The 21,220-nt window shown below is 70.6% G+C and carries 17 protein-coding genes; 8 read left to right on the top strand and 9 right to left on the bottom strand.

Features of this window, described 5'->3' with window-relative positions; translation table 11 throughout:
- Window positions 1-344: 344 nt before the first annotated feature.
- On the top strand, window positions 345-2,180 hold the full coding sequence (locus NON19_RS16610) for an APC family permease (protein WP_255928822.1): 1,836 nt from the start codon (window positions 345-347) through the stop codon (window positions 2,178-2,180).
- 26 nt (window positions 2,181-2,206) lie between these two features.
- On the opposite strand, the gene NON19_RS16605 is transcribed toward NON19_RS16610, so the two are convergent.
- From NON19_RS16605 to NON19_RS16590, 4 genes are all read right to left on the bottom strand, one after another.
- Window positions 2,207-2,947, bottom strand: coding sequence for a polysaccharide deacetylase family protein (locus NON19_RS16605; RefSeq protein ID WP_255928820.1), 741 nt, complete (start codon window positions 2,945-2,947; stop codon window positions 2,207-2,209).
- A 501-nt stretch (window positions 2,948-3,448) separates the two neighbouring features.
- Window positions 3,449-6,163 (bottom strand): pyruvate, phosphate dikinase, encoded by a 2,715-nt coding sequence (gene ppdK, locus NON19_RS16600; protein WP_255928818.1) that lies wholly within the window; start codon window positions 6,161-6,163, stop codon window positions 3,449-3,451.
- A 435-nt stretch (window positions 6,164-6,598) separates the two neighbouring features.
- The gene (gene dusB / locus NON19_RS16595) at window positions 6,599-7,726 is read right to left on the bottom strand and encodes a tRNA dihydrouridine synthase DusB (protein WP_255928816.1); all 1,128 of its coding nucleotides are present in this window, start codon (window positions 7,724-7,726) and stop codon (window positions 6,599-6,601) included.
- A gap of 75 nt (window positions 7,727-7,801) precedes the next feature.
- A complete protein-coding gene (locus tag NON19_RS16590; RefSeq protein WP_255928814.1) occupies window positions 7,802-8,668 on the bottom strand; it encodes a helix-turn-helix transcriptional regulator in 867 nt (288 codons plus the stop codon).
- A 101-nt stretch (window positions 8,669-8,769) separates the two neighbouring features.
- On the opposite strand from NON19_RS16590, the gene NON19_RS16585 reads away from it, so the two are divergent.
- The 6 genes from NON19_RS16585 (at window position 8,770) to NON19_RS16560 (ending at window position 14,642) form a co-directional block, all read left to right on the top strand.
- Window positions 8,770-10,245: an MFS transporter gene (locus NON19_RS16585; protein ID WP_372514162.1), complete on the top strand. Its 1,476-nt coding sequence runs from the start codon at window positions 8,770-8,772 to the stop codon at window positions 10,243-10,245.
- Window positions 10,246-10,348: 103 nt separating this feature from the next.
- Window positions 10,349-10,927 (top strand): riboflavin biosynthesis intermediates N-glycosidase, encoded by a 579-nt coding sequence (ybiA, locus tag NON19_RS16580; protein ID WP_255928812.1) that lies wholly within the window; start codon window positions 10,349-10,351, stop codon window positions 10,925-10,927.
- Between the two features lie 142 nt (window positions 10,928-11,069).
- Window positions 11,070-12,074, top strand: a complete 1,005-nt coding sequence (locus tag NON19_RS16575) for an aldo/keto reductase (protein WP_255928810.1) — start codon at window positions 11,070-11,072, stop codon at window positions 12,072-12,074.
- Between the two features lie 26 nt (window positions 12,075-12,100).
- On the top strand, window positions 12,101-12,691 hold the full coding sequence (locus NON19_RS16570) for a TetR/AcrR family transcriptional regulator (RefSeq protein ID WP_255928808.1): 591 nt from the start codon (window positions 12,101-12,103) through the stop codon (window positions 12,689-12,691).
- 89 nt (window positions 12,692-12,780) lie between these two features.
- Window positions 12,781-14,226 (top strand): MFS transporter, encoded by a 1,446-nt coding sequence (locus NON19_RS16565; protein ID WP_255928885.1) that lies wholly within the window; start codon window positions 12,781-12,783, stop codon window positions 14,224-14,226.
- Complete coding sequence (locus tag NON19_RS16560) at window positions 14,226-14,642, top strand: MarR family winged helix-turn-helix transcriptional regulator (protein WP_255928806.1); 417 nt, start codon at window positions 14,226-14,228, stop codon at window positions 14,640-14,642. Before NON19_RS16565 ends, NON19_RS16560 begins: the two co-directional genes overlap by 1 nt.
- Before the next feature lie 66 nt (window positions 14,643-14,708).
- Here the strand turns inward: NON19_RS16560 and NON19_RS16555 are convergent, their stop codons facing one another.
- Window positions 14,709-16,091 carry a glycine--tRNA ligase gene (locus NON19_RS16555; protein ID WP_255928804.1) on the bottom strand — a complete coding sequence of 461 codons (1,383 nt, stop codon included), beginning with the start codon at window positions 16,089-16,091 and terminating at the stop codon, window positions 14,709-14,711.
- 162 nt (window positions 16,092-16,253) lie between these two features.
- Between NON19_RS16555 and NON19_RS16550 the strand changes: the two genes are divergently transcribed.
- Window positions 16,254-16,661, top strand: coding sequence for a Fur family transcriptional regulator (locus tag NON19_RS16550; RefSeq protein WP_255928883.1), 408 nt, complete (start codon window positions 16,254-16,256; stop codon window positions 16,659-16,661).
- A 69-nt stretch (window positions 16,662-16,730) separates the two neighbouring features.
- Here the strand turns inward: NON19_RS16550 and NON19_RS16545 are convergent, their stop codons facing one another.
- The 4 genes from NON19_RS16545 to leuA form a co-directional block, all read right to left on the bottom strand.
- Window positions 16,731-17,534, bottom strand: coding sequence for an isoprenyl transferase (locus NON19_RS16545; RefSeq protein WP_255928802.1), 804 nt, complete (start codon window positions 17,532-17,534; stop codon window positions 16,731-16,733).
- 26 nt (window positions 17,535-17,560) lie between these two features.
- Entirely contained in the window at window positions 17,561-18,397 is an 837-nt protein-coding gene (gene recO, locus NON19_RS16540; RefSeq protein WP_255928800.1) for a DNA repair protein RecO, read from the bottom strand.
- A gap of 14 nt (window positions 18,398-18,411) precedes the next feature.
- A complete protein-coding gene (locus tag NON19_RS16535; protein ID WP_372514161.1) occupies window positions 18,412-19,131 on the bottom strand; it encodes a TerB family tellurite resistance protein in 720 nt (239 codons plus the stop codon).
- Window positions 19,132-19,387: 256 nt separating this feature from the next.
- Window positions 19,388-21,157, bottom strand: a complete 1,770-nt coding sequence (leuA, locus tag NON19_RS16530; RefSeq protein WP_255928798.1) for a 2-isopropylmalate synthase — start codon at window positions 21,155-21,157, stop codon at window positions 19,388-19,390.
- Between the last annotated feature and the right edge of the window lie 63 nt (window positions 21,158-21,220).

Raw genomic sequence — 21,220 nt, 5'->3', positions numbered from 1 at the left:
CCGATTGCCGTGGGCCTAACGGAGACGTGAGGGGCCGGGGTCGGAGGGGTGGGGGTCCTGGACGCCGGGGTTCCCCATGCCGAAGGCCAGGGGCGTATTTGCGGGCCGAACTTCCGGGCAACCGAAGGCAGGGGCGCAGGGCCCGTAAATATACGGTCCAGGACCCCCACCCCGGAGGCCCCGGCCCCGCCCGCACGATGCCGTACCCCGGAAACGCCAGCGCGAGCGGACCGTCAAGATCTCGTCAGGGAGCGGGCGCGTCGTGCCAAGAGGGCGCTAGGGAACCGGGGCGCGCCCTAGCGTGCGGGAAGTCTGGGACTCCCCGCACGGAGGTACGACACCGCATGACCACAACAGAGCCGCAGCCCACAGACACCCGCGAGCAACCGCCTGATACCGGCGACCGCCACAAGCTGACCGCGCTGGGCGGCCTGGCCGCCCTCTCGCTGGACGCGATGGCCTCGGTGGCCTACGGCCCGGAGTCGATCGTGCTGGTGCTGGCCGCGGCCGGCGCGCACGGCCTCGGCTACACGCTCCCGGTGACCCTGGCGATCGCCGCCCTGCTGGCGGTACTCGTCGCCTCGTACCGCCAGGTCATCGCCGCGTTCCCGAACGGCGGCGGATCATACGCGGTCGCCAGGACGCATCTCGGCCGCCGCACCAGCCTGGTGGCGGCGGCCTCACTGATCCTGGACTACGTGCTCAACGTGGCGGTCTCGGTGACCGCCGGTGTCGCCGCCCTCACCTCCGCCTTCCCCTCCCTCTACGGCGACCGGCTGTGGCTGTGCCTGGCCGTGCTCGTCCTGGTCACGGCGGTCAACCTGCGCGGCATCGCCGAGTCGGCGCGGATCTTCATGATCCCGACCATCGTCTTCGTCGGATCGATCCTGGCCCTGATAGTCGCGGGCCTGTTCCGCGACCACCCGGCGAGCACGGTGACCGCCGCCGGGCACAGCTCCGTACTGGCCGCCAACGCCACCACCGTCGGCGCGCTGCTGCTGCTCAAGGCGTTCTCCGCCGGATGCTCCGCGCTGACCGGCGTCGAGGCGATCGCCAACGCCGTACCGTCCTTCCGCGCCCCACGCGTCAAGCGGGCGCAGCGCACCGAGGTCGCGCTGGGCGCGCTGCTGGGCATCATGCTGATCGGCCTGTCGGTGCTGATCGGCCGGTTCCATCTCCAGCCGGTCGAGGGGGTCACCGTTCTCGCGCAGCTCGCGGACGCCTCGCTCGGCCACAACTGGGCGTTCTACGTGGTGCAGTTCGCCACCACGACCCTGCTGGCGCTGGCCGCCAACACCTCCTTCGGCGGACTGCCGGTGCTGATGGCGCTGCTGGCCCGGGACAACCACCTGCCGCACGTCTTCGCGCTGAAGGCCGACCGCCAGGTGCACCGGCACGGTGTGCTGGCGCTGGCCGCGGTCTCGGCGGCGCTACTGGTGTTCTCCGGCGGCGACACCGACACGATCGTGCCGCTTTTCGCCATCGGTGTGTTCGTCGGCTTCACCATCTGCCAGGTCGGCATGGTGATCCACTGGCGCCGGGAGAGGACACCGGGCTGGATGCCCAAGGCCGCGCTCAACGCGTTCGGCGCCGTGCTGACCGGCGTGGCGACGGTCATCGTGACGGCGACGAAGTTCACCGAGGGGGCCTGGATCATCGTGGTGGCGCTACCGCTGCTGGTGCTGCTGTTCGAGCGGATCCACCGGGCGTACAGCCGGATCGGCGAGACCCTGGGCCTGGGCCGGGTGCCGGAACCGCCGCACCGCGACCGGTCGTTGGTGATCGTGCCGGTCTCGACGCTGTCCCGGCTGACCAGCGAGGCCCTGACGGCGGCGGCCTCGCTCGGCGACGAGGTGATGGCCGTGACGGTCACCGCTCCGGACCCGGAGGACCAGGCGCACGCGGAATCGCTGCGCCGTGACTGGGACTTGTGGAACCCGGGCGTACCGCTGGTCGAACTGTCCTGCCCAGGACGGGCGTTGGGCCGCCCGGTGACCCAGCTGATCCGCGATCTGGCGGTCGAGCGACCGGGTACCCGGATCACCGTGATGATTCCGGAGGTCGAGCCCGCGCACGTGTGGCAGCGGCTGCTGCAGAACCAGCGCGGCGCGGTGCTGGCACACGCGGTCCGCAGGGACACCGACGCGGTCATCTGCAGGTTGCGCTTCCGCTTGGGATAACCGATCGAGGGCGCGCGCCCGACAGCTCACGGGCCGTGCGAGTACACCGCGCCGGGGTGCATTCCCCCAACTCCCGCGAAGAGTTGGGGGATCGTGACCAGCGTGTAGCCGCGGGCGCGCAGGGCGTCGATGATGCGCGGGGTCGCCGCGATCGTCGCGGCGTAACGGTCGTGCAGGTCCACGATGCCGCCGGACCGGGCCTGCTTCAGCACGCGGCGTTCGATGAGCGGCGCGTCGTGGTGCTTCCAGTCGCGCGGATCGTCGTTCCACAGCACGACGGACACCCCGGCCGCCCGGGCCACGGCCCGTACCCGTGCGTCCTCCGAGCCGTAGGGCGGCCGGAGCATGGTCGGCCGGACGCCGTCGACCGCCGCGATCTGCCGCGCGGCGGCGGTGATCTGGTACCGGATCCGGGCGGACGTGATCCGGGTCAGATCGGGATGGCTGACCGTGTGGTCGCCGATGGCGTCCCCGTCCCGGTACTCGCGCAAGACGTCCCGTGGGCGCTCGCGCACCTGCCGTCCGATGAGGAAGAACGTCGCGGGAACATGCCGCCCCTCCAGCACCCGCAGCAGCGGCGCGGTGTACGGGGAGGGGCCGTCGTCATAGCTCAGCGCGAGGCACCTGGCCCGCTGGCAGTCGACATCCGCCACTCGACTGGGCGCGGGCTTGGGCGCGGGCGCGCTCCTCGACGTGGAGGCGGTCCCCTGCGCGGGGGCGTGCGCCGCCCCGCTACAGCCGGTGACCACTGAGGTAACAACGGTCACCGCCAGTCCCCAAGCCACCAGGCCTCGCCTTGGCACTCATCCCACCTCCTCCCAGCACCGCTGCCCACCGAACAAGCGACAAAACACCCGCAATCTCACCTACACGGTCACCCCGGCCATGGCGGCGCGCAGAGACGGCAACCCACACCGCGATGGCACGCAGACGGTGACCCCGTTCCCGCGAGGTGAGCGAGCCAAAGGGCGCGCCGGTCTCGAAAGCGACGAGGAGTAGGGAGCGACGAAGGAGCGACCGCTCGACGAGGAGTGTCGAGACCGGGTACAAGCGCCCGGCGGCGAGCGAACACAAAAAGAGGGGGCGGCACCTCCGCACAAGGTGCCGCCCCCGATGAGGGTTTTCCGGAAGTGGTCCAATCAGGTCGGGCGAAAGCCGCCGCGGTTCGGCAGCGCCCTGAAGGGGCGCTGCCCAACCGTGCGACCAGCCGCAACGGCGCCGCAGACGAACGACGACAGATCGCCGCCCTCCCAGCGGAGCGGGACCGCTCAGCGGTGGTCGCTGCCCTCGCTGCGCGACGCCGCGCGGCCCGCCTCCAGGCGCGCTACCGGGATGCGGAACGGTGAGCAGGAGACGTAGTCCAGCCCCACCTCGTGGAAGAAGTGGACGGACTCCGGGTCACCGCCGTGCTCGCCGCACACGCCGAGCTTGAGGTCCGGCCGGGTGGCCCGGCCCGCCTCGACCGCGTGCTTGACCAGGGAGCCGACGCCGTCCCGGTCGATGGTCTCGAACGGGCTGACGCCGAAGATGCCCTTCTCCAGGTACGCGGTGAAGAAGCTCGCCTCCACGTCGTCACGGGAGAAGCCCCACACCGTCTGGGTCAGGTCGTTGGTGCCGAAGGAGAAGAACTCGGCGGCTTCCGCGATCTGCCCGGCGGTGAGCGCGGCGCGCGGCAGCTCGATCATCGTGCCGAGCTTCAGGCCGAGTTCGACGCCGTGCCGTGCCTCGATCTCCGCGATGACCTTCTCGGCGTCCTCCCGGACCAGTTCGAGCTCCTGCACCGTGCCCACCAGCGGGATCATGATCTCCGCGCGGGGGTCGCCGCCCTGCTCGCGCCGGGTGGCCGCGGCCTCGGCGATGGCCCGTACCTGCATGGTGAACAGGCCGGGGATGACCAGGCCGAGCCGTACCCCGCGCAGGCCGAGCATCGGGTTCTGCTCGTGCAGCCGGTGGACGGCCTGGAGCAGCCGCAGGTCGTTCTCGTGCGGCTCCTTGCGCGACTCGGCGAGCGCCACCCGTACCGAAAGGTCGGTGATGTCGGGCAGGAACTCGTGCAGCGGCGGGTCCAACAGCCGTACGGTGACCGGCAGTCCGTCCATCGCCTCGAACAGGTCGATGAAGTCCTGGCGCTGCAACGGCAGCAGGGCGTCGAGCGCGTTGGCCCGCTCGTCGTCGTGGTCGGCGAGGATCAGCCGCTCGACCAGCTCCCGGCGGTCGCCGAGGAACATGTGCTCGGTGCGGCACAGGCCGATGCCCTGGGCGCCGAACCGCCGTGCCCGGGCGGCGTCTTCGGCGTTGTCGGCGTTGGCGCGCACCCGCAGGCGGCGCACCCGGTCCGCGTAGGCCATGACGCGGTGCACGGCCTGGACGAGTTCGTCGGCGTCGTCGGCGCCCGCGTGCATCCGGCCCTCGAAGTACTCAACGACCGGGCTGGGTACGACCGGTACCTCGCCGAGGTAGACCTTGCCGGTGGAGCCGTCGATGGAGACCAGGTCGCCCTCCTCGACCACCACTCCGCCGGGCGCGGTCAACCGCCGCCGCTTGGTGTCGACTTCGAGCTCCTCGGCGCCGCACACACAGGTCTTGCCCATGCCGCGGGCGACCACGGCGGCGTGCGAGGTCTTGCCGCCGCGCGAGGTCAGGATGCCCTCGGCGGCGATCATGCCGTTGAGGTCGTCGGGGTTGGTCTCGCGGCGGATCAGGATGACCTTCTCGCCGGAACGGGACCACTTGACGGCGGTGTAGGAGTCGAAGACCGCCTTGCCGACCGCCGCGCCGGGTGAGGCCGCGATGCCCCGGCCGAGCAGTTCGGTGCTGGCGGCCTCGTCGAAGCGCGGGAACATCAGCTGCGCGAGCTGCGCGCCGTTGACCCGCTGGAGCGCCTCGGCCTCGTCGATCAGCCCCTGGTCGACGAGCTGGGTGGCGATCCGGAACGCCGCGGCCGCGGTGCGCTTGCCGACCCGGGTCTGCAGCATCCACAACTTGCCGCGCTCGATGGTGAACTCGATGTCGCACAGGTCCTTGTAGTGCGTCTCGAGCGTCTCCATGATCTGCATCAGCTCGTCGTAGGACGGCTTGTCGATGCGCTCCAGATCGGCGAGCGGCACGGTGTTGCGGATGCCCGCGACGACGTCCTCGCCCTGGGCGTTCTGCAGGTAGTCGCCGTAGACGCCCTGTTGACCGCTGGCCGGGTCACGGGTGAAGGCGACGCCGGTGCCCGAGTCAGGGCCGAGGTTGCCGAAGACCATGGAGCAGACGTTGACGGCGGTGCCGAGGTCGTGCGGGATGCGCTCCTGGCGGCGGTAGAGCTTGGCGCGCTCGCCGTTCCAGGAGTCGAAGACCGCCCTTATGGCGAGGTCCATCTGCTCGCGCGGGTCCTGCGGGAACTCCCGGCCCGCCTCCTTGAGCACGATCTGCTTGAAGTCCTCGACCAGTTGCCGCAGGTCGGCGGCGTCAAGGCCGAGGTCGCTGGTGGCGCCCTTGGCCTGCTTGGCCTCCTCCAGCGCCTCCTCGAACAGGTCGCCGTCCACGCCCAGCACCGTCTTGCCGAACATCTGGACGAGGCGGCGGTAGGAGTCCCAGGCGAACCGCTCGTCGCCCGCCTGGGCGGCGAGCCCGGCCACCGAGGTGTCGGACAGGCCGATGTTGAGGACGGTGTCCATCATTCCGGGCATGGAGAACTTCGCCCCGGAACGCACCGACACCAGAAGCGGGTTGTCGCTCTGGCCGAGGCGCTTGCCCATCCGCTGCTCAAGGGCGGCGAGGTGCGCACTCACCTCGTCGCGCAGTTCGGCGGGCTCGCTGCCGGACTCCAGGTAGACCTTGCAGGCCTCGGTGGTGATGGTGAAGCCGGGAGGGACCGGCAGACCGAGGTTGGTCATCTCGGCGAGGTTCGCGCCCTTGCCACCGAGCAGGTCCTTCAGGTCCTTGTTGCCCTCAGTGAAGTCGTAGACGAACTTCCGGGGTGTTTTCTGTTCCGACACGGGACCGACTCCTCGCCCACGGGGGTGTGCCCTGACGGCGGGGAGCGTACCCATCTCCAAGGCAGCGCAGTGCGTCTACGGCCACGTCATATGGGCGTAACCACTCGTCTGCCAGCAGATCGAAAGCGGAATGGCGCATACAGCCTGCGATCCACTCTCGTTGATTGAGCGCTCATCCGCGTTTAGAACCTGAACACATGAGCGCGGAAGTCGCGCGTTTAGCACGGAGATAACCACGGAGGGTGATGGTTACGTAAGGTCGCTGAAGCCAACCCGCGTGACACCCGGTGCCATGAATTGGAGATGTGACGGCACTCGATGCCACGCGATCAAGGTGCTCAAATGAGCGGAACCCTAATCATGCGTGGCGAGAATCACGCACCCGTCACCCCCGCCCATCTCACATGCTGGACGCTCGAAGCGCGCCGGAAACACTCAGCCGCCGGAGGTGTCCAACTCCGCGTCGGCGCTCACCACCGCGCAGTCGTAAGGGTCCTTCAGCCAGCCGTCCGGCAGCACCACCCGCTTGGTCCCGGCGGTGCGCCCGCGCGGCCCCTCGGCGCCCTCAGGCCACGGCTGGTCGAGGTCCAACGCGCTCAGATGCTCGTCGAGTTCGGCCAGCGACGACGACATGGCCAGCCGCTGGCGCATCTGCGAGCCGACCGAGAAGCCCTTGGTGTACCAGGCGACGTGCTTACGGAAGTCGATGACGCCGCGCTCCTCGTCGCCCAGCCACTCGGCGAGCAGTTCGGCGTGCCGCCGCATCACCCCGGCGACCTCCCGGAACGACGGCCGAGCGCTGCCGCCCCCGCCCTCGAAGGCGTTCACCAGGTCACCGAACAGCCAGGGCCGCCCCAGACAGCCGCGGCCCACCACCACACCGTCGCAGCCGGTCTCGCGCATCATCCGCACCGCGTCCTCGGCGCACCAGATGTCGCCGTTGCCCAGCACCGGGATCTCCGGCACCGCCTCCTTCAACCGGGCGATGGCCGACCAGTCGGCCGTGCCGCCGTAGTGCTGCGCCGCGGTACGGCCGTGCAGCGCGACCGCGGTGACGCCCTCCTCGACGGCGATGCGCCCGGCGTCGAGGTAGGTGAGGTGGTCGTCGTCGATGCCCTTGCGCATCTTGATCGTCACCGGCAGCGGCCCGGCGTTGCCCACCGCCTCCCGCAGGATCGCGCGCAGCAGGTGCCGCTTGAACGGCAGCGCGGAACCGCCGCCCTTGCGGGTCACCTTGGGCACCGGGCAGCCGAAGTTGAGGTCGATGTGGTCGGCGAGGTCCTCGTCCACGATCATCCGGACCGCCTTGCCGACGGTCACCGGATCGACGCCGTACAGCTGGATGGAGCGCGGGCGCTCGGTGGCGTCGAAGTGGATCAGCTGCATGGTCTTGTCGTTCCGCTCGACCAGCGCCCGGGTGGTGATCATCTCGGAGACGAACAGCCCCTTGCCACCCGAGAACTCCCGGCACAGCGTGCGGAACGGCGCGTTGGTGATCCCGGCCATTGGTGCGAGCACCACGGGCGGCGACACGGTGTGCGGGCCGATCTGCAGGTTCGTCATCGCGGCAGGGCTTCCTTGGGACGGCGGACGGTACGGGCGATCTCCCATTGTCCCCCACCGGTGCGGCGGGCCCGCTCAGACGGCGACCGGTACCCGTTCGGCCTCGGCGACCGCCAGCTCGCGCAGCCGTTCCAGCCGGACGCGGGTGTCCTCGTCCAGCGGGGTGTAGACCACCAGGCGGGTGCCGTTGCGCGGGCGCAGCCACATGCTGGTGTGCTCCAGGTTCAGCAGGCCGACCCGGCTGTTGAGGAAGCGCTTGGGCCGGTTGGACGGCGGCGCGACCTCGTGCTCCCGCCAGATCTCCCGGAACTCCGGCGACTCCCGCTCAAGCCGCTTGACCAGGTGCGTCCACAGCGGCTCCGCCACGTGCTCGCCCATCCCGGCGCGGAACTGGGCGGTGCAGCGGCGCATCACCTCGTCCCGGTCGACCACCGCCTCGCGCCAGGCGGGATCGGTGAACACCAGCCACATCACGTTGCGGTCCTCCGGCGCCAGCGCGTCGAGGTCGGCCACCAACCGCCCGTAGACCCTGTTGTACGCGAGGATGTCGTACCGCCCGTTCATGACGCAGGCGGGCAGCGGTTCGAGCTGCTCCATGGTGGCCCGCACCGCTGGCGTGACCGTGGGGCAGTCCTTGCTCGGCACCGGGTCCGAGACCCCGGCCAGCGTGAACAGGTGGGCGCGCTCGCCCGGGTCGAGCAGCAGGGTCCGGGCCACCGCGTCCAGCACCTGCGCGGAGACCTGGATGTCGCGGGCCTGCTCAAGCCACGTGTACCAGGTGACGCCGACCGCGGACAGCTGAGCGACCTCCTCGCGGCGCAGCCCCGGGGTGCGCCGCCGCGAGCCCGCGGGCAGGCCCACCTGGTCGGGAGTGATCCGCTCCCGGCGGCTGCGCAGGAAGTCGGCCAGTTCGCGTCGGCGTATGTCGGTGCTCGCGCTCATGGCACCAGGGTGCCGCACCCCTCATACGGTTGCCAGGTGCTTCCAATACCTGGATAACCACACTCTGGTACCCCCTTAAGTCGGCCAGCATCGTGGTGGCCGTGAAGACACAGATCGCACAGACCGAACTCCAGCCCTCCCGGGCCACGGTCCGGCCGACCGTGCGCCGCCCCGGCGGCCATGACTCCACCACGTCCCCGGTACTCAGCCCGCTCGGCCTGCTCACGCTGCTGCTGGGCGCGGCGCTCCCCATGATCGACTTCTTTATCGTCAACGTGGCGCTGCCCACCATCGAACGCGATCTGCGCACCGGCCCGGCGCTGCTGGAGATGGTCGCGGCGGGCTACGGCGTGGCGTACGCGGTGCTGTTGGTGCTGGGCGGACGGCTCGGCGACATGATCGGGCGCCGCCGCCTCTTCCTGATCGGCACCGCGCTGTTCGCGCTCACCTCGCTGGCCTGCGGTCTGGCACCGAACGCCTGGACGCTGGTGGGCGCCCGGGTCGCCCAGGGCGCGGCCTCCGCGCTGATGCTGCCGCAGGTGCTGGCCACCATCCAGTCCACCACCACCGGTGCGCGGCGCGGCCGGGCGCTCGGCCTGTACGGCGCGACCGGCGGTATAGCGGCGGTGGCCGGTCAGGTGCTGGGCGGCTGGCTGGTCGCCGCGAACCTCGCGGGCACCGGCTGGCGCTCGATCTTCCTGGTGAACGTCCCCGTGGCGGCCGTCGCGATGCTGCTCGCGCTGCGCGCGGTGCCGGAGACCCGCTCGGCGAAGCCCGCGCGGATCGACGGTGCGGGCACGGTGCTGCTGGCGGCCACACTGCTCGCGCTGCTGGTGCCGCTGATGGAGGGGCGGGCGGTCGGCTGGCCGCTGTGGTGCTGGCTGCTGCTGGGCGCGGCGCCGTTCGTGGCGGCCGGGTTCTGGCTGGTGGAGCGGCGCGCCGAGGCCTCCGGCGCGGACCCGCTGGTGCCGCCGTCGCTGCTGGGCAACCACGGGATGCGCAGCGGCCTGCTGGTGGCCCTGCCGTTCTTCACCGGGTTCGGCGGCTTCATGTTCGTGATGGCGGTCGGGCTCCAGCAGGGGCTGCGGCTGGGTCCGGTGGCGGCGGGCACCGCGCTGGCGCCCATGGCGGTGGCGTTCTTCGCCGCCTCCCTGCTCGCACCGCGGCTGGTGGTGCGGTACGGGCGCCGGGTGGTGACCACGGGCCTGACGGTGCAGGGCGTCGGGCTGCTGGTCGTGGTGGCTACCGCGCTGGCGCTGTGGCCGCACATGGGGCCGCTGGAGTTCGCGCCCGGGATGGCGGTGCTCGGCTTCGGCCAGGGGCTGGCGATGAGCACGGTGTTCCGGATCGTGCTGTCGGAGGTTCCGGCGGACCGCGCCGGGGTGGGCAGCGGCGTGATGGTGACCACCCAGCAGTCCTCGCTGGCGCTGGGCGTGGCGACGCTGGGCACCTTGTTCCTGTCACTGGCGTCCTCGGTCGGCATGCGGGACGCGCTGGTGACGGCGATCCTGGTGCAGGTGGCGGGCGGCGCGGCGGCGGTCGCACTGAGCCTGCGGCTCCCCCGCCAGGTGGGGTGACCAGGGGGACACGGGCCCGCGGATGACGGCGGTACGGGGGTGATCGCCGTAATCCGCGGGCCCGTTGGCCGCGTTGTCACAGTGTCCTGCCACGCTCTACCGCATGAGCGAAACGCACCGGATCAGTCATCCCTCCGAGACCAGGGACCGGGAGGCGCTGGCCGCCCTGGTGGCCGCTGGGGCGAGGCCCAAGTACCTGATGTTCTGGGGCCACCGGCCCCGGCGGGACGGAAGCGTCGGCCCCGGCTGCCTGAGCCAGTGGTGGCCCGCGGAGTTCACCGTGGACGGCGTCCGCTACCCGACGGCCGAGCACTGGATGATGGCGGGCAAGGCCCGGCTGTTCGGCGACGAGCGCACCGCGGCCAAGGTGCTGGCCGCCGGGCATCCCAACGAGGCGAAGGCGCTCGGCCGCCAAGTGCCCGGTTTCGACGAGGAGTTGTGGGCCCGGCACCGCTGGGAGCTGGTGGTCCAGGGCAACGTCGCCAAGTTCGGCCAGCACCCCGGGTTGCGTGACTTCCTCCTGGGCACCGGGTCCCGGGTGCTGGTGGAGGCCAGTCCGCTGGACCGGGTCTGGGGCATCGGTCTGGCCGCGGACGACGAGCGCGCCGCGGATCCGGCGCGGTGGCGGGGGCTGAACCTGCTGGGGTTCGCGTTGATGGAGGCCAGGGCGCGGCTGGGTTGAACCGGTCGGCGCTCCGCCAGCAAGACGCGTGAGGGCACGCAGAGGGCCACGGCGGTTCCGCGAACACAAAGGGAGTGACAGATATTGAAATCTGTCATCGCGCATGCCATTGTTGGTGCCGTACCCGTTGAAGGAGCACCACATGCGAACCCGCACCCTGGGCGCCACCGGCCCCACCAGCTCGGCCCTGGGCCTCGGCTGCATGGGCATGTCCGCGCTGTACGGCCCCGCCGACCGCGCCGAGTCCATCGCCACCATCCACGCCGCCCTGGACGCCGGGATCACCCTGCTGGACACCGGCGACTTCTACGCCATGGGCCACAACGAACTGCTGGTACGGGAAGCCCTGGAGAGCAGCAAGCAGGGCCGCCAGAACGCGCTGCTCAGCGTGAAGTTCGGCGCGCTGCGTGACCCGGACGGCGGCTGGTCCGGCTACGACGGCCGCCCCGAGGCGGTGAAGAACTTCCTCGCCTACTCGCTCCAGCGGCTCGGCACCGACCACATCGACGTCTACCGGATCGCCCGGCTCGACCCGGCGGTGCCGATCGAGGAGACCGTCGGCGCCATCGCCGAGGCCGTACAGGCCGGACACGTACGCCACATCGGCCTGTCCGAGGTCGGCGCGCAGACCATCCGCCGGGCCGCCGCGGTGGCCCCGATCAGCGACCTGCAGATCGAGTACTCGCTGTTCTCCCGGGACATCGAGCGGGAGATCCTGCCGACCTGCCGCCAGTTGGGCATCGGCGTGACCGCGTACGGCGTGCTCTCCCGCGGCCTGCTCAGCGGCCACTGGACCCGCGAGCGCGGCACCGCCCCGGGAGACTTCCGCGGCATGAGCCCGCGGTTCAGCGGCGAGAACCTGGACCGCAACCTCGAACTGGTCGAGGCGCTGCGGCAGATCGCCGAAGCCAGGGGTGCTACCGTCGCCCAGATCGCCATCGCCTGGGTACTCTCCCGCGGCGAGGACATCGTGCCGCTGGTCGGCGCGCGGAGCCGGGCCCGCCTCACCGAGGCGCTGGGCGCGCTGGATGTCACCCTGGACGCGGCGGACCTCGACGCGATCGAGAAGGCCGTCCCGGCCGGCGCCGCCGCGGGCGACCGCTACCCGACCGCGCAGATGCACCACCTCGACAGCGAGAAGCAGTAGCCCACCAGAAAGGCTGGCCCCCTACCATGCCGCCGGAGACCCTGACCCCCGAACGCATCCTCGAAGCCACCGAGGACGTGTTGCGCCGCTTCGGTCCCGCCAAGGCGACCGTGGTCGACGTGGCCCGGGCGCTGGGGGTCAGCCACGGCAGCGTGTACCGGCACTTCCCCAGCAAGGCCGCGCTGCGCGAGGCGGTGACCGAGCGCTGGCTGGACCAGTCGCACGCCGTGCTGTCCCGGTTCGCCCGGGCGCAGGGGCCCGCGCCGGAGCGGCTGCGCGGCTGGCTCGAGGCGCTGTTCGCGGCCAAGCGGGCCAAGGCGGGCGACGATCCGGAGCTGTTCGCCACGTACATGGTGCTGGTCGGCGAGAACAGCGAGGTGGTCGCCCGCCACATCGACACGATGGTGCGGCAGGTGGCGCACATCATCGAAGAGGGCGTGGACAAGGGCGAGTTGGGGCTGCCCGCCGACACCGACCCGCTCGTGGCGGCCCGAGCGGTATGGGACGCCACCAGCCGGTTCCACAATCCGGCCCACGCGGCCGAATGGAGTGCGGAGCACATCCGCCCCGCGTTCGACGCCGTCTGCGCCCTGGTGCTGCGCGGCCTCGCGGCATAGTCCGGCGCGGGGCGAATAGTCAGCCACTCCAGGGGCAGCCGTACGATGGGAAATACTTACATGCGTACAACTAATCTTCCGGAGTGCCCGTGCCAGAGCTGAGCCGTGGACGACGCTTCCTGGTCCTGGCCATCTGCTGCATGTCCCTGCTGATGGTCAGCCTCGACAACACCGTGCTGAACGTCGCGCTGCCATCGATGCAGCGGGAGCTGCACACCACCATCTCCGGTCTGCAGTGGACGATCGACGCCTACACGGTGGTGCTCGCCAGCCTGCTGATGCTCTCCGGCTCGACCGCCGACCGGATCGGCCGCCGCCGTACCTTCCAGGTGGGACTGGCGGTCTTCACCCTGGCCTCCCTGCTGTGCAGCCTCGCCCCGGGGCTGCCCTGGCTGGTGGGGTTCCGGATGCTCCAGGCGGTGGGCGGCTCGATGCTCAACCCCGTGGCGATGTCGATCATCACCAATGTCTTCACGGAGCCGAAGGAGCGGGCCCGAGCGATAGGTGTGTGGGGTGGGGTCGTCGGCATCAGCATGTCGGCCGGGCCGGTGATCGGCGGGCTGCTGGTGGAGACCACCGGCTGGCGGGCGATCTTCTGGCTGAACGTCCCGGTGGGCCTGCTGACGCTCACCCTCACCAGGCTGTTCGTTCCGGAGTCCCGCGCCCCCAAGCCGCGCCGGGTCGACCCGGTCGGCCAGTCGCTGATGATCCTGCTGCTCGCCGGGACGACCTACGCGATCATCCAGACGCCGGCCCAGGGCATCGGCGACCCGCTGATCGTCAGCTGTGTGGTGATCGCCGTCCTCTCCCTCGCCGGACTGCTGTGGTACGAACCGCGGTGCGCCGAGCCCCTGCTCGACCTGCGGTTCTTCCGTAGCGCGCCGTTCACCGGCGCGACCGTGATAGCGATCTGCGGCTTCGCCGCGCTCGGTGGGTTCCTCTTCCTCAACACCCTCTACCTGCAGAACCTGCGCCATCTCGACGCGCTGCACGCGGGTTTGATGATGCTGCCGATGGCCGTCATGTCGCTGTTCTTCGCCCCACTGTCCGGCCGGATCGTCGGCACCCGGGGGCCGCGGCTGCCGCTGCTGCTGGCCGGGACGGCGATGTGCGCCTGCGGGGTGGGCATGGCGCTGCTGTTCTCCGCGACGGTCTCACTGGATGTGGTGGTCGCCGCGTACCTGGCCTTCGGCATCGGCTTCGGCCTGGTCAACGCGCCGATCACCAACACCGCGGTGTCCGGTATGCCGCGGGCCCAGGCGGGTGTGGCGGCGGCCGTCGCCTCCACCAGCCGCCAGATCGGCACCTCCCTCGGGGTCGCCGTCATCGGCTCGGTGATGGCCTCCGGCGCGGCGGGCGGCTACGCGGCGGGCTTCGTCACGGCCAGCAGGACCGCCTGGTGGATCATCGCCGGGTGCGGAGCGGCCGTTTTCCTGGTCGGTAGCATCACCTCCGGCCGCTGGGCACGCCGCACCGCGGACCGTACCGCGGACCGCCTGAAAGCCGACGAGATCAGGATGCCGGTGAGCGCGTAATGGACGACAGGACGGGGACCGCGACGGAGGTCTGGCACGGCCTACGGGCGCTGGTGCTGGAGCGGCACGACCGCCGCAAGCAGGTGTCCGAGGCCCTGGGCATGAGCTTCAACCGGATCAAGGCGCTGCGGCGGATCGCCGCCCAGCCGCACACCCTGCGGTCGCTGGCCGAGTACATGGTGATCGACGCGCCCTATGCCACCTTGATCGTGGACGACCTGGCCAAGCGCGGCCTGGTGGAGCGCACCGCCAACCCGGCGGACCGCCGCTCCAAGCTGGTGCACATCACCCCGCGGGGCAAGGCCGCGGCCGACGAGGCCAACCGGATACTCGACACCCCGCCCGAGCCCCTGCTCGCCCTGCCGCCCGAGGACCTGGCGGCGCTGGACCGGATCGTCAACCGGCTGCTGGACTGACCCACCAGACGCGCGAGCGGGGCCGGGGGCTGTGATCACAGCCCCCGGCCCCGCTCCGTTCGAACGTCAGCAGCCGAGCAGACGGCCGCCCAGGTAGGCCTGGACCTGGTCCAGCGAGACCCGCTCCTGCTTCATGGTGTCGCGCTCGCGCACCGTGACCGCGTTGTCGTCCAGGGTGTCGAAGTCGATCGTCACGCAGTACGGCGTACCGATCTCGTCCTGGCGGCGGTAGCGGCGGCCGATGGCGCCCGCGTCATCGAACTCGATGTTCCAGTTCTTCCGCAGGTCGGCGGCGAGGCCCTTGGCCTTCGGCGACAGCTGCGGGTTGCGGGACAGCGGCAGCACGGCGACCTTCACCGGGGCCAGCCGCGGGTCGAGGCGCATCACGGTGCGCTTCTCCATCTGGCCCTTGGCGTTCGGCGCCTCGTCCTCGTTGTACGCGTCGAGCATGAAGGCCAGCATGGCGCGGTTGACACCGGCCGCGGGCTCGATGACGTACGGGGTCCAGCGCTCGCCCGCCTCCTGGTCGAAGTACGACAGGTCCTGGCCGGAGGCCTTGGAGTGCGCGGACAGGTCGTAGTCGGTGCGGTTGGCCACGCCCTCCAGCTCGGAGAACTCGGTGCCACCGAAGTTGAAGCGGTACTCGATGTCAGCGGTGCGCTTCGAGTAGTGGGAGAGCTTCTCCTTCGGGTGCTCGTACCAGCGGATGTTCTCCTCGCGGATGCCCAGGTCGCGGTACCAGTTCCAGCGCTGGTCCATCCAGTACTCGTGCCACTTCTCGTCCTCGCCCGGCTTGACGAAGAACTCCATCTCCATCTGCTCGAACTCGCGGGTGCGGAAGATGAAGTTGCCTGGGGTGATCTCGTTGCGGAAGGACTTGCCGACCTGGGCGATGCCGAACGGCGGCTTCTTGCGCGAGGTCTGCTGGACGGCGGCGAAGTTGGTGAAGATGCCCTGCGCGGTCTCCGGCCGCAGATAGGCGACCGAGCCGGAGTCCTGGGTCGGGCCGAGGTGGGTGGACAGCAGGCCGGAGAACTGCTTGGGCTCGGTGAAGCCGCCCTTGTTGCCGCAGTTGGGGCAGTTGATGTCGGCCAGGCCGTTCGCGGGCATCCGGCCGTGCTTGGCCTCGTACGCCTCCTCCAGGTGGTCGGCGCGGAAGCGCTTGTGGCAGGAGGTGCACTCGGTCAGCGGGTCGGTGAAGGTCGCCACGTGCCCGGACGCCTCCCAGACCTCGCGAGCCAGGATCACCGACGAGTCGATACCGACCACGTCGTCGCGCGAGGTGACCATGGAGCGCCACCACTGGCGCTTGATGTTCTCCTTGAGCTCCACGCCCAGCGGTCCGTAGTCCCAGGCGGCGCGCTGGCCACCGTAGATCTCGGAGCAGGGGTAGACGAAGCCACGGCGCTTGCTCAGGCTGACGATGGTGTCGATCTTGTCGGCGGCCACGGTGCTCTCTTCATTACGACGAAGCGGTCAAGTGGGGTCCGCTGCGGCCCAGCGAATAACTCAGGTTACCGGCGCCCGAGGCCTCCTGACCAAATCGGATTCGCTTTACGATCATCCGGCACTGGCACAATGGGAGCGAGCCGGAACGAGGAGGACGAGACCGTGGCCACCGCCAACCCCCCCGTCCAGGGACGCGCCACCCGCCAGCGCGCTGCCGTGTCGGCCGCCCTGGCGGAGGTCGACGAGTTCCGCAGCGCCCAGGAGCTGCACGATCTGCTGCGGCACCGCGGCGACTCGGTGGGCCTGACCACCGTCTACCGCACCCTGCAGTCGCTCGCCGACGCGGGCGAGGTGGACGTACTGCGCACGCCCGACGGCGAGGCGGTCTACCGCCGCTGCAGCAGCGGCCACCACCACCATCTGGTCTGCCGCCACTGCGGCAAGGCCGTGGAGGTCGAGGGCCCGGCGGTCGAGAAGTGGGCGGACTCGGTCGCGGCCGAGCACGGCTACGTGGACGTCGACCACACGGTGGAGATCATCGGCACCTGCGCGGACTGCGCGCAGAAGTAGGGGCTTTCCGGGGGCGAAGCCCCCGGAAAGCCCCTACGCCGGGCTTCGCCCCCCAGGCCCCGAACCGGTTTACGGGTTCGGGTTAGCGCCGCCGAAGCGGCGGTCGCGGGAGGCGTACTCCAGGCAGGCCCGCCACAGGTCGCGGCGGTCGAAGTCCGGCCACAGGACGTCCTGGAACACCATCTCGGCGTAAGCGCTCTGCCAGATCAGGTAGTTGGACGTGCGCTGCTCACCGGACGGGCGGACGAACAGGTCAACGTCCGGCATGTCCGGGTAGTACATGTACTTCGCCAGCGTCTTCTCGTTGACCTTGGACGGGTCGAGCCGGCCCGCCTTGACGTCCGCCGCCAGCTTCGCCGCCGCGTCCGCGATCTCCGCCCGGCCGCCGTAGTTGACGCAGAAGTACAGCGTCATCACGTCGTTGTCCTTGGTCTGCTCCTGGGCGATCTGGAGCTCCTGGACCACGGACTTCCACAGCTTCGGCATCCGTCCGGTCCACCGGATCCGGATGCCCATCGCGTCCATCTCGTCGCGGCGGCGCCGGATCACATCGCGGTTGAAGTTCATCAGGAAGCGGACCTCCTCCGGAGACCGCTTCCAGTTCTCGGTCGAAAAGGCGTACAGCGAAAGGTTCTTGACGCCCATCTCGATGCAGCCCTTGAGCACGTCGAGCACCACGCCCTCGCCGACCTTGTGCCCCTCGGTGCGCGGCAGTCCGCGCTGCTTCGCCCAGCGTCCGTTGCCGTCCATGACGATCGCGACGTGGTTGGGCACGAGCTCGCCGGGGATCTTCGGCGGCCGCGCGCCCGACGGGTGCGGCTCCGGCGCCTGGTACTCGCGTCGGCCGCGGCTGAGGATCCCACGACGTGCCATGTGTGTCTTTCCCTACTTCCGTGTTCCTAGACGTTCCGGGGGCTTCGCCCGCTGGTCCCGGCGGATTCGGGTTCGGGGGCCTCGCCTGCGAACCCCCGCTTCGCCCCCGAGCCCCCGGCGTTCTCCACGAACCGTAGCGAACGCAGGCCCCGCTCCAAATGCCACTGCAGGTACGCGGCGACGATCCCGCTGCCCTCCCGCGAGTGGCGCTCCTCGCAGGCGTCCGCCGTCTCCCAGTCCCCGGTGAGCAGCGCGCCCAGCAACTCCAGCGACTCCGGAGAGGGTACGACGCTGCCGGGCACCCGGCACTGGGCGCACACCACTCCGCCCGATGCGACCGAGAAGAACCGGTTCGGCCCGGGCAGCCCGCATTTGGCGCACGCCTCGAAGCTGGGCGCGTAACCGTTGACCGCGAGCGAGCGCAGCAGGAAGGCGTCCAGCACCAGCCGCGGGTCGTGCGCCCCGCCGGCCAGCGTACGCAAGCCCCCGACCAGCAGCAGGTACTGCTGCACGGCGGGTTCACCCTCGTGATCGGTGAACCGCTCGGCGGTCTCCAGCATCGCCGTACCGGCGGTGTAGCGGGCGTAGTCGGTGACGATGTCACCGCCGTAGGCGGCGATCGTCTCGACCTGGGTGCACAGCGGCAGCCCGCGGCCCACCAGTTCCCCACCGCGGGCGAAGAACTGCACGTCGACATGGGAGAACGGCTCCAGCCGGGCGCCGAACTTCGACTTGGTGCGCCGCACTCCCCTGGCCACCGCGCGCACCCGGCCCTGCCGCCGGGTGAGGATGGTGACGATCCGGTCCGCTTCGCCCAGTTTCTGGGTGCGCAGTACTACGCCGTCGTCGCGGAACAGGGTCATGGCCCCATTGTCGCCTACGACGGGGTGCGCGCGGCCGCCTCAAGGAGCCGGTCGGTGTCCTCCGCGGGCAGCCGCAGCGAGCGGCCGACGGCGGCCAGCGCCTCGCGCTCGGCGGGCAGGTAGGGGCCGTCGGCCAGCGCGATGCGGGCGCCCTGCAGCAGCACCCGCTCCCGGCCCTGCGGGGCGAGGTGTCTGGTGAGCGGCTCCAGGGCCTCGTGCAGCTCGATCGACAGCCAGGTCCCGCACCCGTCGAGGGCGCCCGCCAGCGAGTCGTAGGCGCCGGGCAGCCGCCCCTCGTCGGCGGCGAGCGCGGCCAGCAGACCGATCAGCTGGTCCTCGGTGCAGTCGCTGAACCCGGCCTCGCGCACCGCCTCCAGCGCGGCCTGCCGGGCCTGCCGGGAACCGGCGCCGCCCGCGGTGAGCACCGCGAGGGCGATGGTGTGCACCGCGTCCCGCAGCATCGCGGAGAACCGGCTGCTGGTGGGCGCGTCCAGGACGTCGAGCCCGAAGCGGCGGTGGCACATCCCGCACTCCACCACGGTGCCCGCCGGTCCCCGGGACAGCAGCGGAATGCCCAGCACGGTGAACCGCCGCAGGCCGGACCGGCGGCAGTAGTTGCGGTCACCGCCGCAGTCCGGGCAGTAGAACTCACCGTCGCCCTCGGTCTGCCAGACGGTGCGCACCCCCCAGATGAATCGGCCCCGACAGCGCGGTTCCGGCGATGGCAGGCCCACGATGCACCCTCCGGCGGCTCGTCCTGGCACGTGCGAACTCCCGCGATGTCCGATCGCGTTCCACGGCACGGCCGCCGGAGGCAGCGCAGCGCGGCTCAGCGCGGAAGTAACGCTCCGGCAACGTCGCCGTGTTGGAGTGATGTTAGCCACACAGATGACGTGCAGTCAGTACCGCGTACTCATCCGGTCACCCGAACCACGAAAACGCGGCCCCGGCGGCCGGGGTCGGCGGCCGGGACCGCGTGGGTCCACCGGGTCAGTCGCGGTACGCGCGGTTGACCGCGGAGACCACGGCCTTGATCGAGGCGCGCACGATGTTGGCGTCGATACCGACGCCCCACAGCACCTTGCCGTCGATCGCGCACTCCACGTAGGAGGCGGCCTGGGCGGTGGCGCCCTCGGTCTGCGCGTGCTCGGCGTAGTCGAGCACGCGTACGTCCACGCCGGTCGCCCCCAGCGCGTCGATGAACGCGGCCAGCGGGCCGTTGCCGGTACCGGTCAGCACGGTCTCGGTGCCGTCCACCACCGCCTCGACGGTGAGCGCGTCGCCGCCGCCGTTGGTGGTCGAGGTCTGCGCCGAGCGCAGTGCGATCCGGCCCCAGGCGTTGTCCGGCGTGGGCAGGTACTCGTCCTGGAAGACCGCCCAGATCTCGGCCGGGGTGACCTCGCCGCCCTCGGCGTCGGTCTTGTTCTGGATGATCTTCGAGAACTCGATCTGCATCCGGCGCGGCAGGTCCAGCTTGTGGTCGTTCTTCAGCACATAGGCGATACCGCCCTTGCCGGACTGCGAGTTGACCCGGATCACGGCCTCGTAGGAACGGCCCACGTCCTTGGGGTCGATGGGCAGGTAGGGCACCGCCCACTCGATCTCGTCCACGCTCCTGCCCTGCGCCGCCGCGTCCGCTTCCAGCGCCTCGAAGCCCTTCTTGATGGCGTCCTGGTGGGAGCCGGAGAAGGCGGTGTAGACCAGGTCGCCCGCGTAGGGGTGGCGCGGGTGGATCTCCATCTGGTTGCAGTACTCGGCGGTGCGGCGGATGTCGTCGATCCGCGAGAAGTCGATCTGCGGGTCAACTCCCTGCGAGAACAGGTTCATTCCCAGGGTGACCAGGTCGACGTTGCCGGTGCGCTCGCCCTGGCCGAACAGGCAGCCCTCGATGCGGTCGGCCCCGGCCATGATGGCCAGCTCCGCCGCGGCGACCGCGGTGCCGCGGTCGTTGTGCGGGTGCACGGACAGGCAGATGTGCTCGCGGCGGGTCAGGTTGCGCGACATCCACTCGAAGCGGTCGGCGTGCGTGCTGGGGGTCGAACGCTCCACCGTGGCGGGCAGGTTGAGGATGATCTCGCGGCCGTCCTCCGGCTGCCAGACGTCCATCACCGCCTCGCAGACCTCCAGCGCGAAGTCCAGTTCGGTGTCGGTGAAGATCTCGGGGCTGTACTGGTAGCCGAAGACCGTCTGGTCGCCGAGGATCTTGTCCGCGTACTCCATCACCAGGCGGGTGCCGTCCACCGCGATCTGCTTGGTCTCCTCGCGCCCGCCGCGGAACACCACCCGGCGGAACAGTGGCGCGGTCGCGTTGTACAGGTGCACGGTGGCGCGCGGCGCGCCGACCAGCGACTCGACGGTCCGCTCGATCAGTTCCTCGCGGGCCTGGGTCAGGACGGAGATCGTCACGTCCTCCGGGATCGCGCCCTCTTCGATGATGGAGCGCACGAACGCGAAGTCGGTCTCGCCGGAGGAGGGGAAGCCGACCTCGATCTCCTTGTAGCCCATGCCGACCAGCAGGTCGAACATCGCCCGCTTGCGGGCCGGGGACATCGGGTCGATCAACGCCTGGTTGCCGTCCCGCAGGTCGGTGGAGAGCCAGCGCGGCGCCTTGGTGATCCGCTGCTCCGGCCAGGTGCGGTCGGGGATGTGCACGGCCTCGTACGGGCGGTACCGGTGGACCGGCATCCCGGAGGGGCGCTGGCGGACCGTGGCGGCGGTGATGGGGGTGGGCCTGCCGACGCTGTTGTGGGTGCTGCTCATGCTGTGAGGCTCCAGAGTCCTGTTGGCTCGGGGTCGGCCGACGGGGGCGGTATCGCGCAACGC

The organism is Streptantibioticus rubrisoli, assembly GCF_024436055.1.
Classification (GTDB): Bacteria; Actinomycetota; Actinomycetes; order Streptomycetales; family Streptomycetaceae; genus Streptantibioticus_A; species Streptantibioticus_A rubrisoli.
This window is presented reverse-complemented; position numbering and strand designations above follow the sequence as displayed.

Coding starts and splice junctions, on each gene's coding strand:
- NON19_RS16610 (WP_255928822.1), top strand. CDS start 345: ATGACCACAACAGAGCCGCAGCCCACAGACACCCGCGAGCAACCGCCT.
- dusB (WP_255928816.1), bottom strand. CDS start 7,726: ATGACGAACCTGCAGATCGGCCCGCACACCGTGTCGCCGCCCGTGGTG.
- NON19_RS16590 (WP_255928814.1), bottom strand. CDS start 8,668: ATGAGCGCGAGCACCGACATACGCCGACGCGAACTGGCCGACTTCCTG.
- ybiA (WP_255928812.1), top strand. CDS start 10,349: ATGAGCGAAACGCACCGGATCAGTCATCCCTCCGAGACCAGGGACCGG.
- NON19_RS16575 (WP_255928810.1), top strand. CDS start 11,070: ATGCGAACCCGCACCCTGGGCGCCACCGGCCCCACCAGCTCGGCCCTG.
- NON19_RS16570 (WP_255928808.1), top strand. CDS start 12,101: ATGCCGCCGGAGACCCTGACCCCCGAACGCATCCTCGAAGCCACCGAG.
- NON19_RS16560 (WP_255928806.1), top strand. CDS start 14,226: ATGGACGACAGGACGGGGACCGCGACGGAGGTCTGGCACGGCCTACGG.
- NON19_RS16545 (WP_255928802.1), bottom strand. CDS start 17,534: ATGGCACGTCGTGGGATCCTCAGCCGCGGCCGACGCGAGTACCAGGCG.
- recO (WP_255928800.1), bottom strand. CDS start 18,397: ATGACCCTGTTCCGCGACGACGGCGTAGTACTGCGCACCCAGAAACTG.
- leuA (WP_255928798.1), bottom strand. CDS start 21,157: ATGAGCAGCACCCACAACAGCGTCGGCAGGCCCACCCCCATCACCGCC.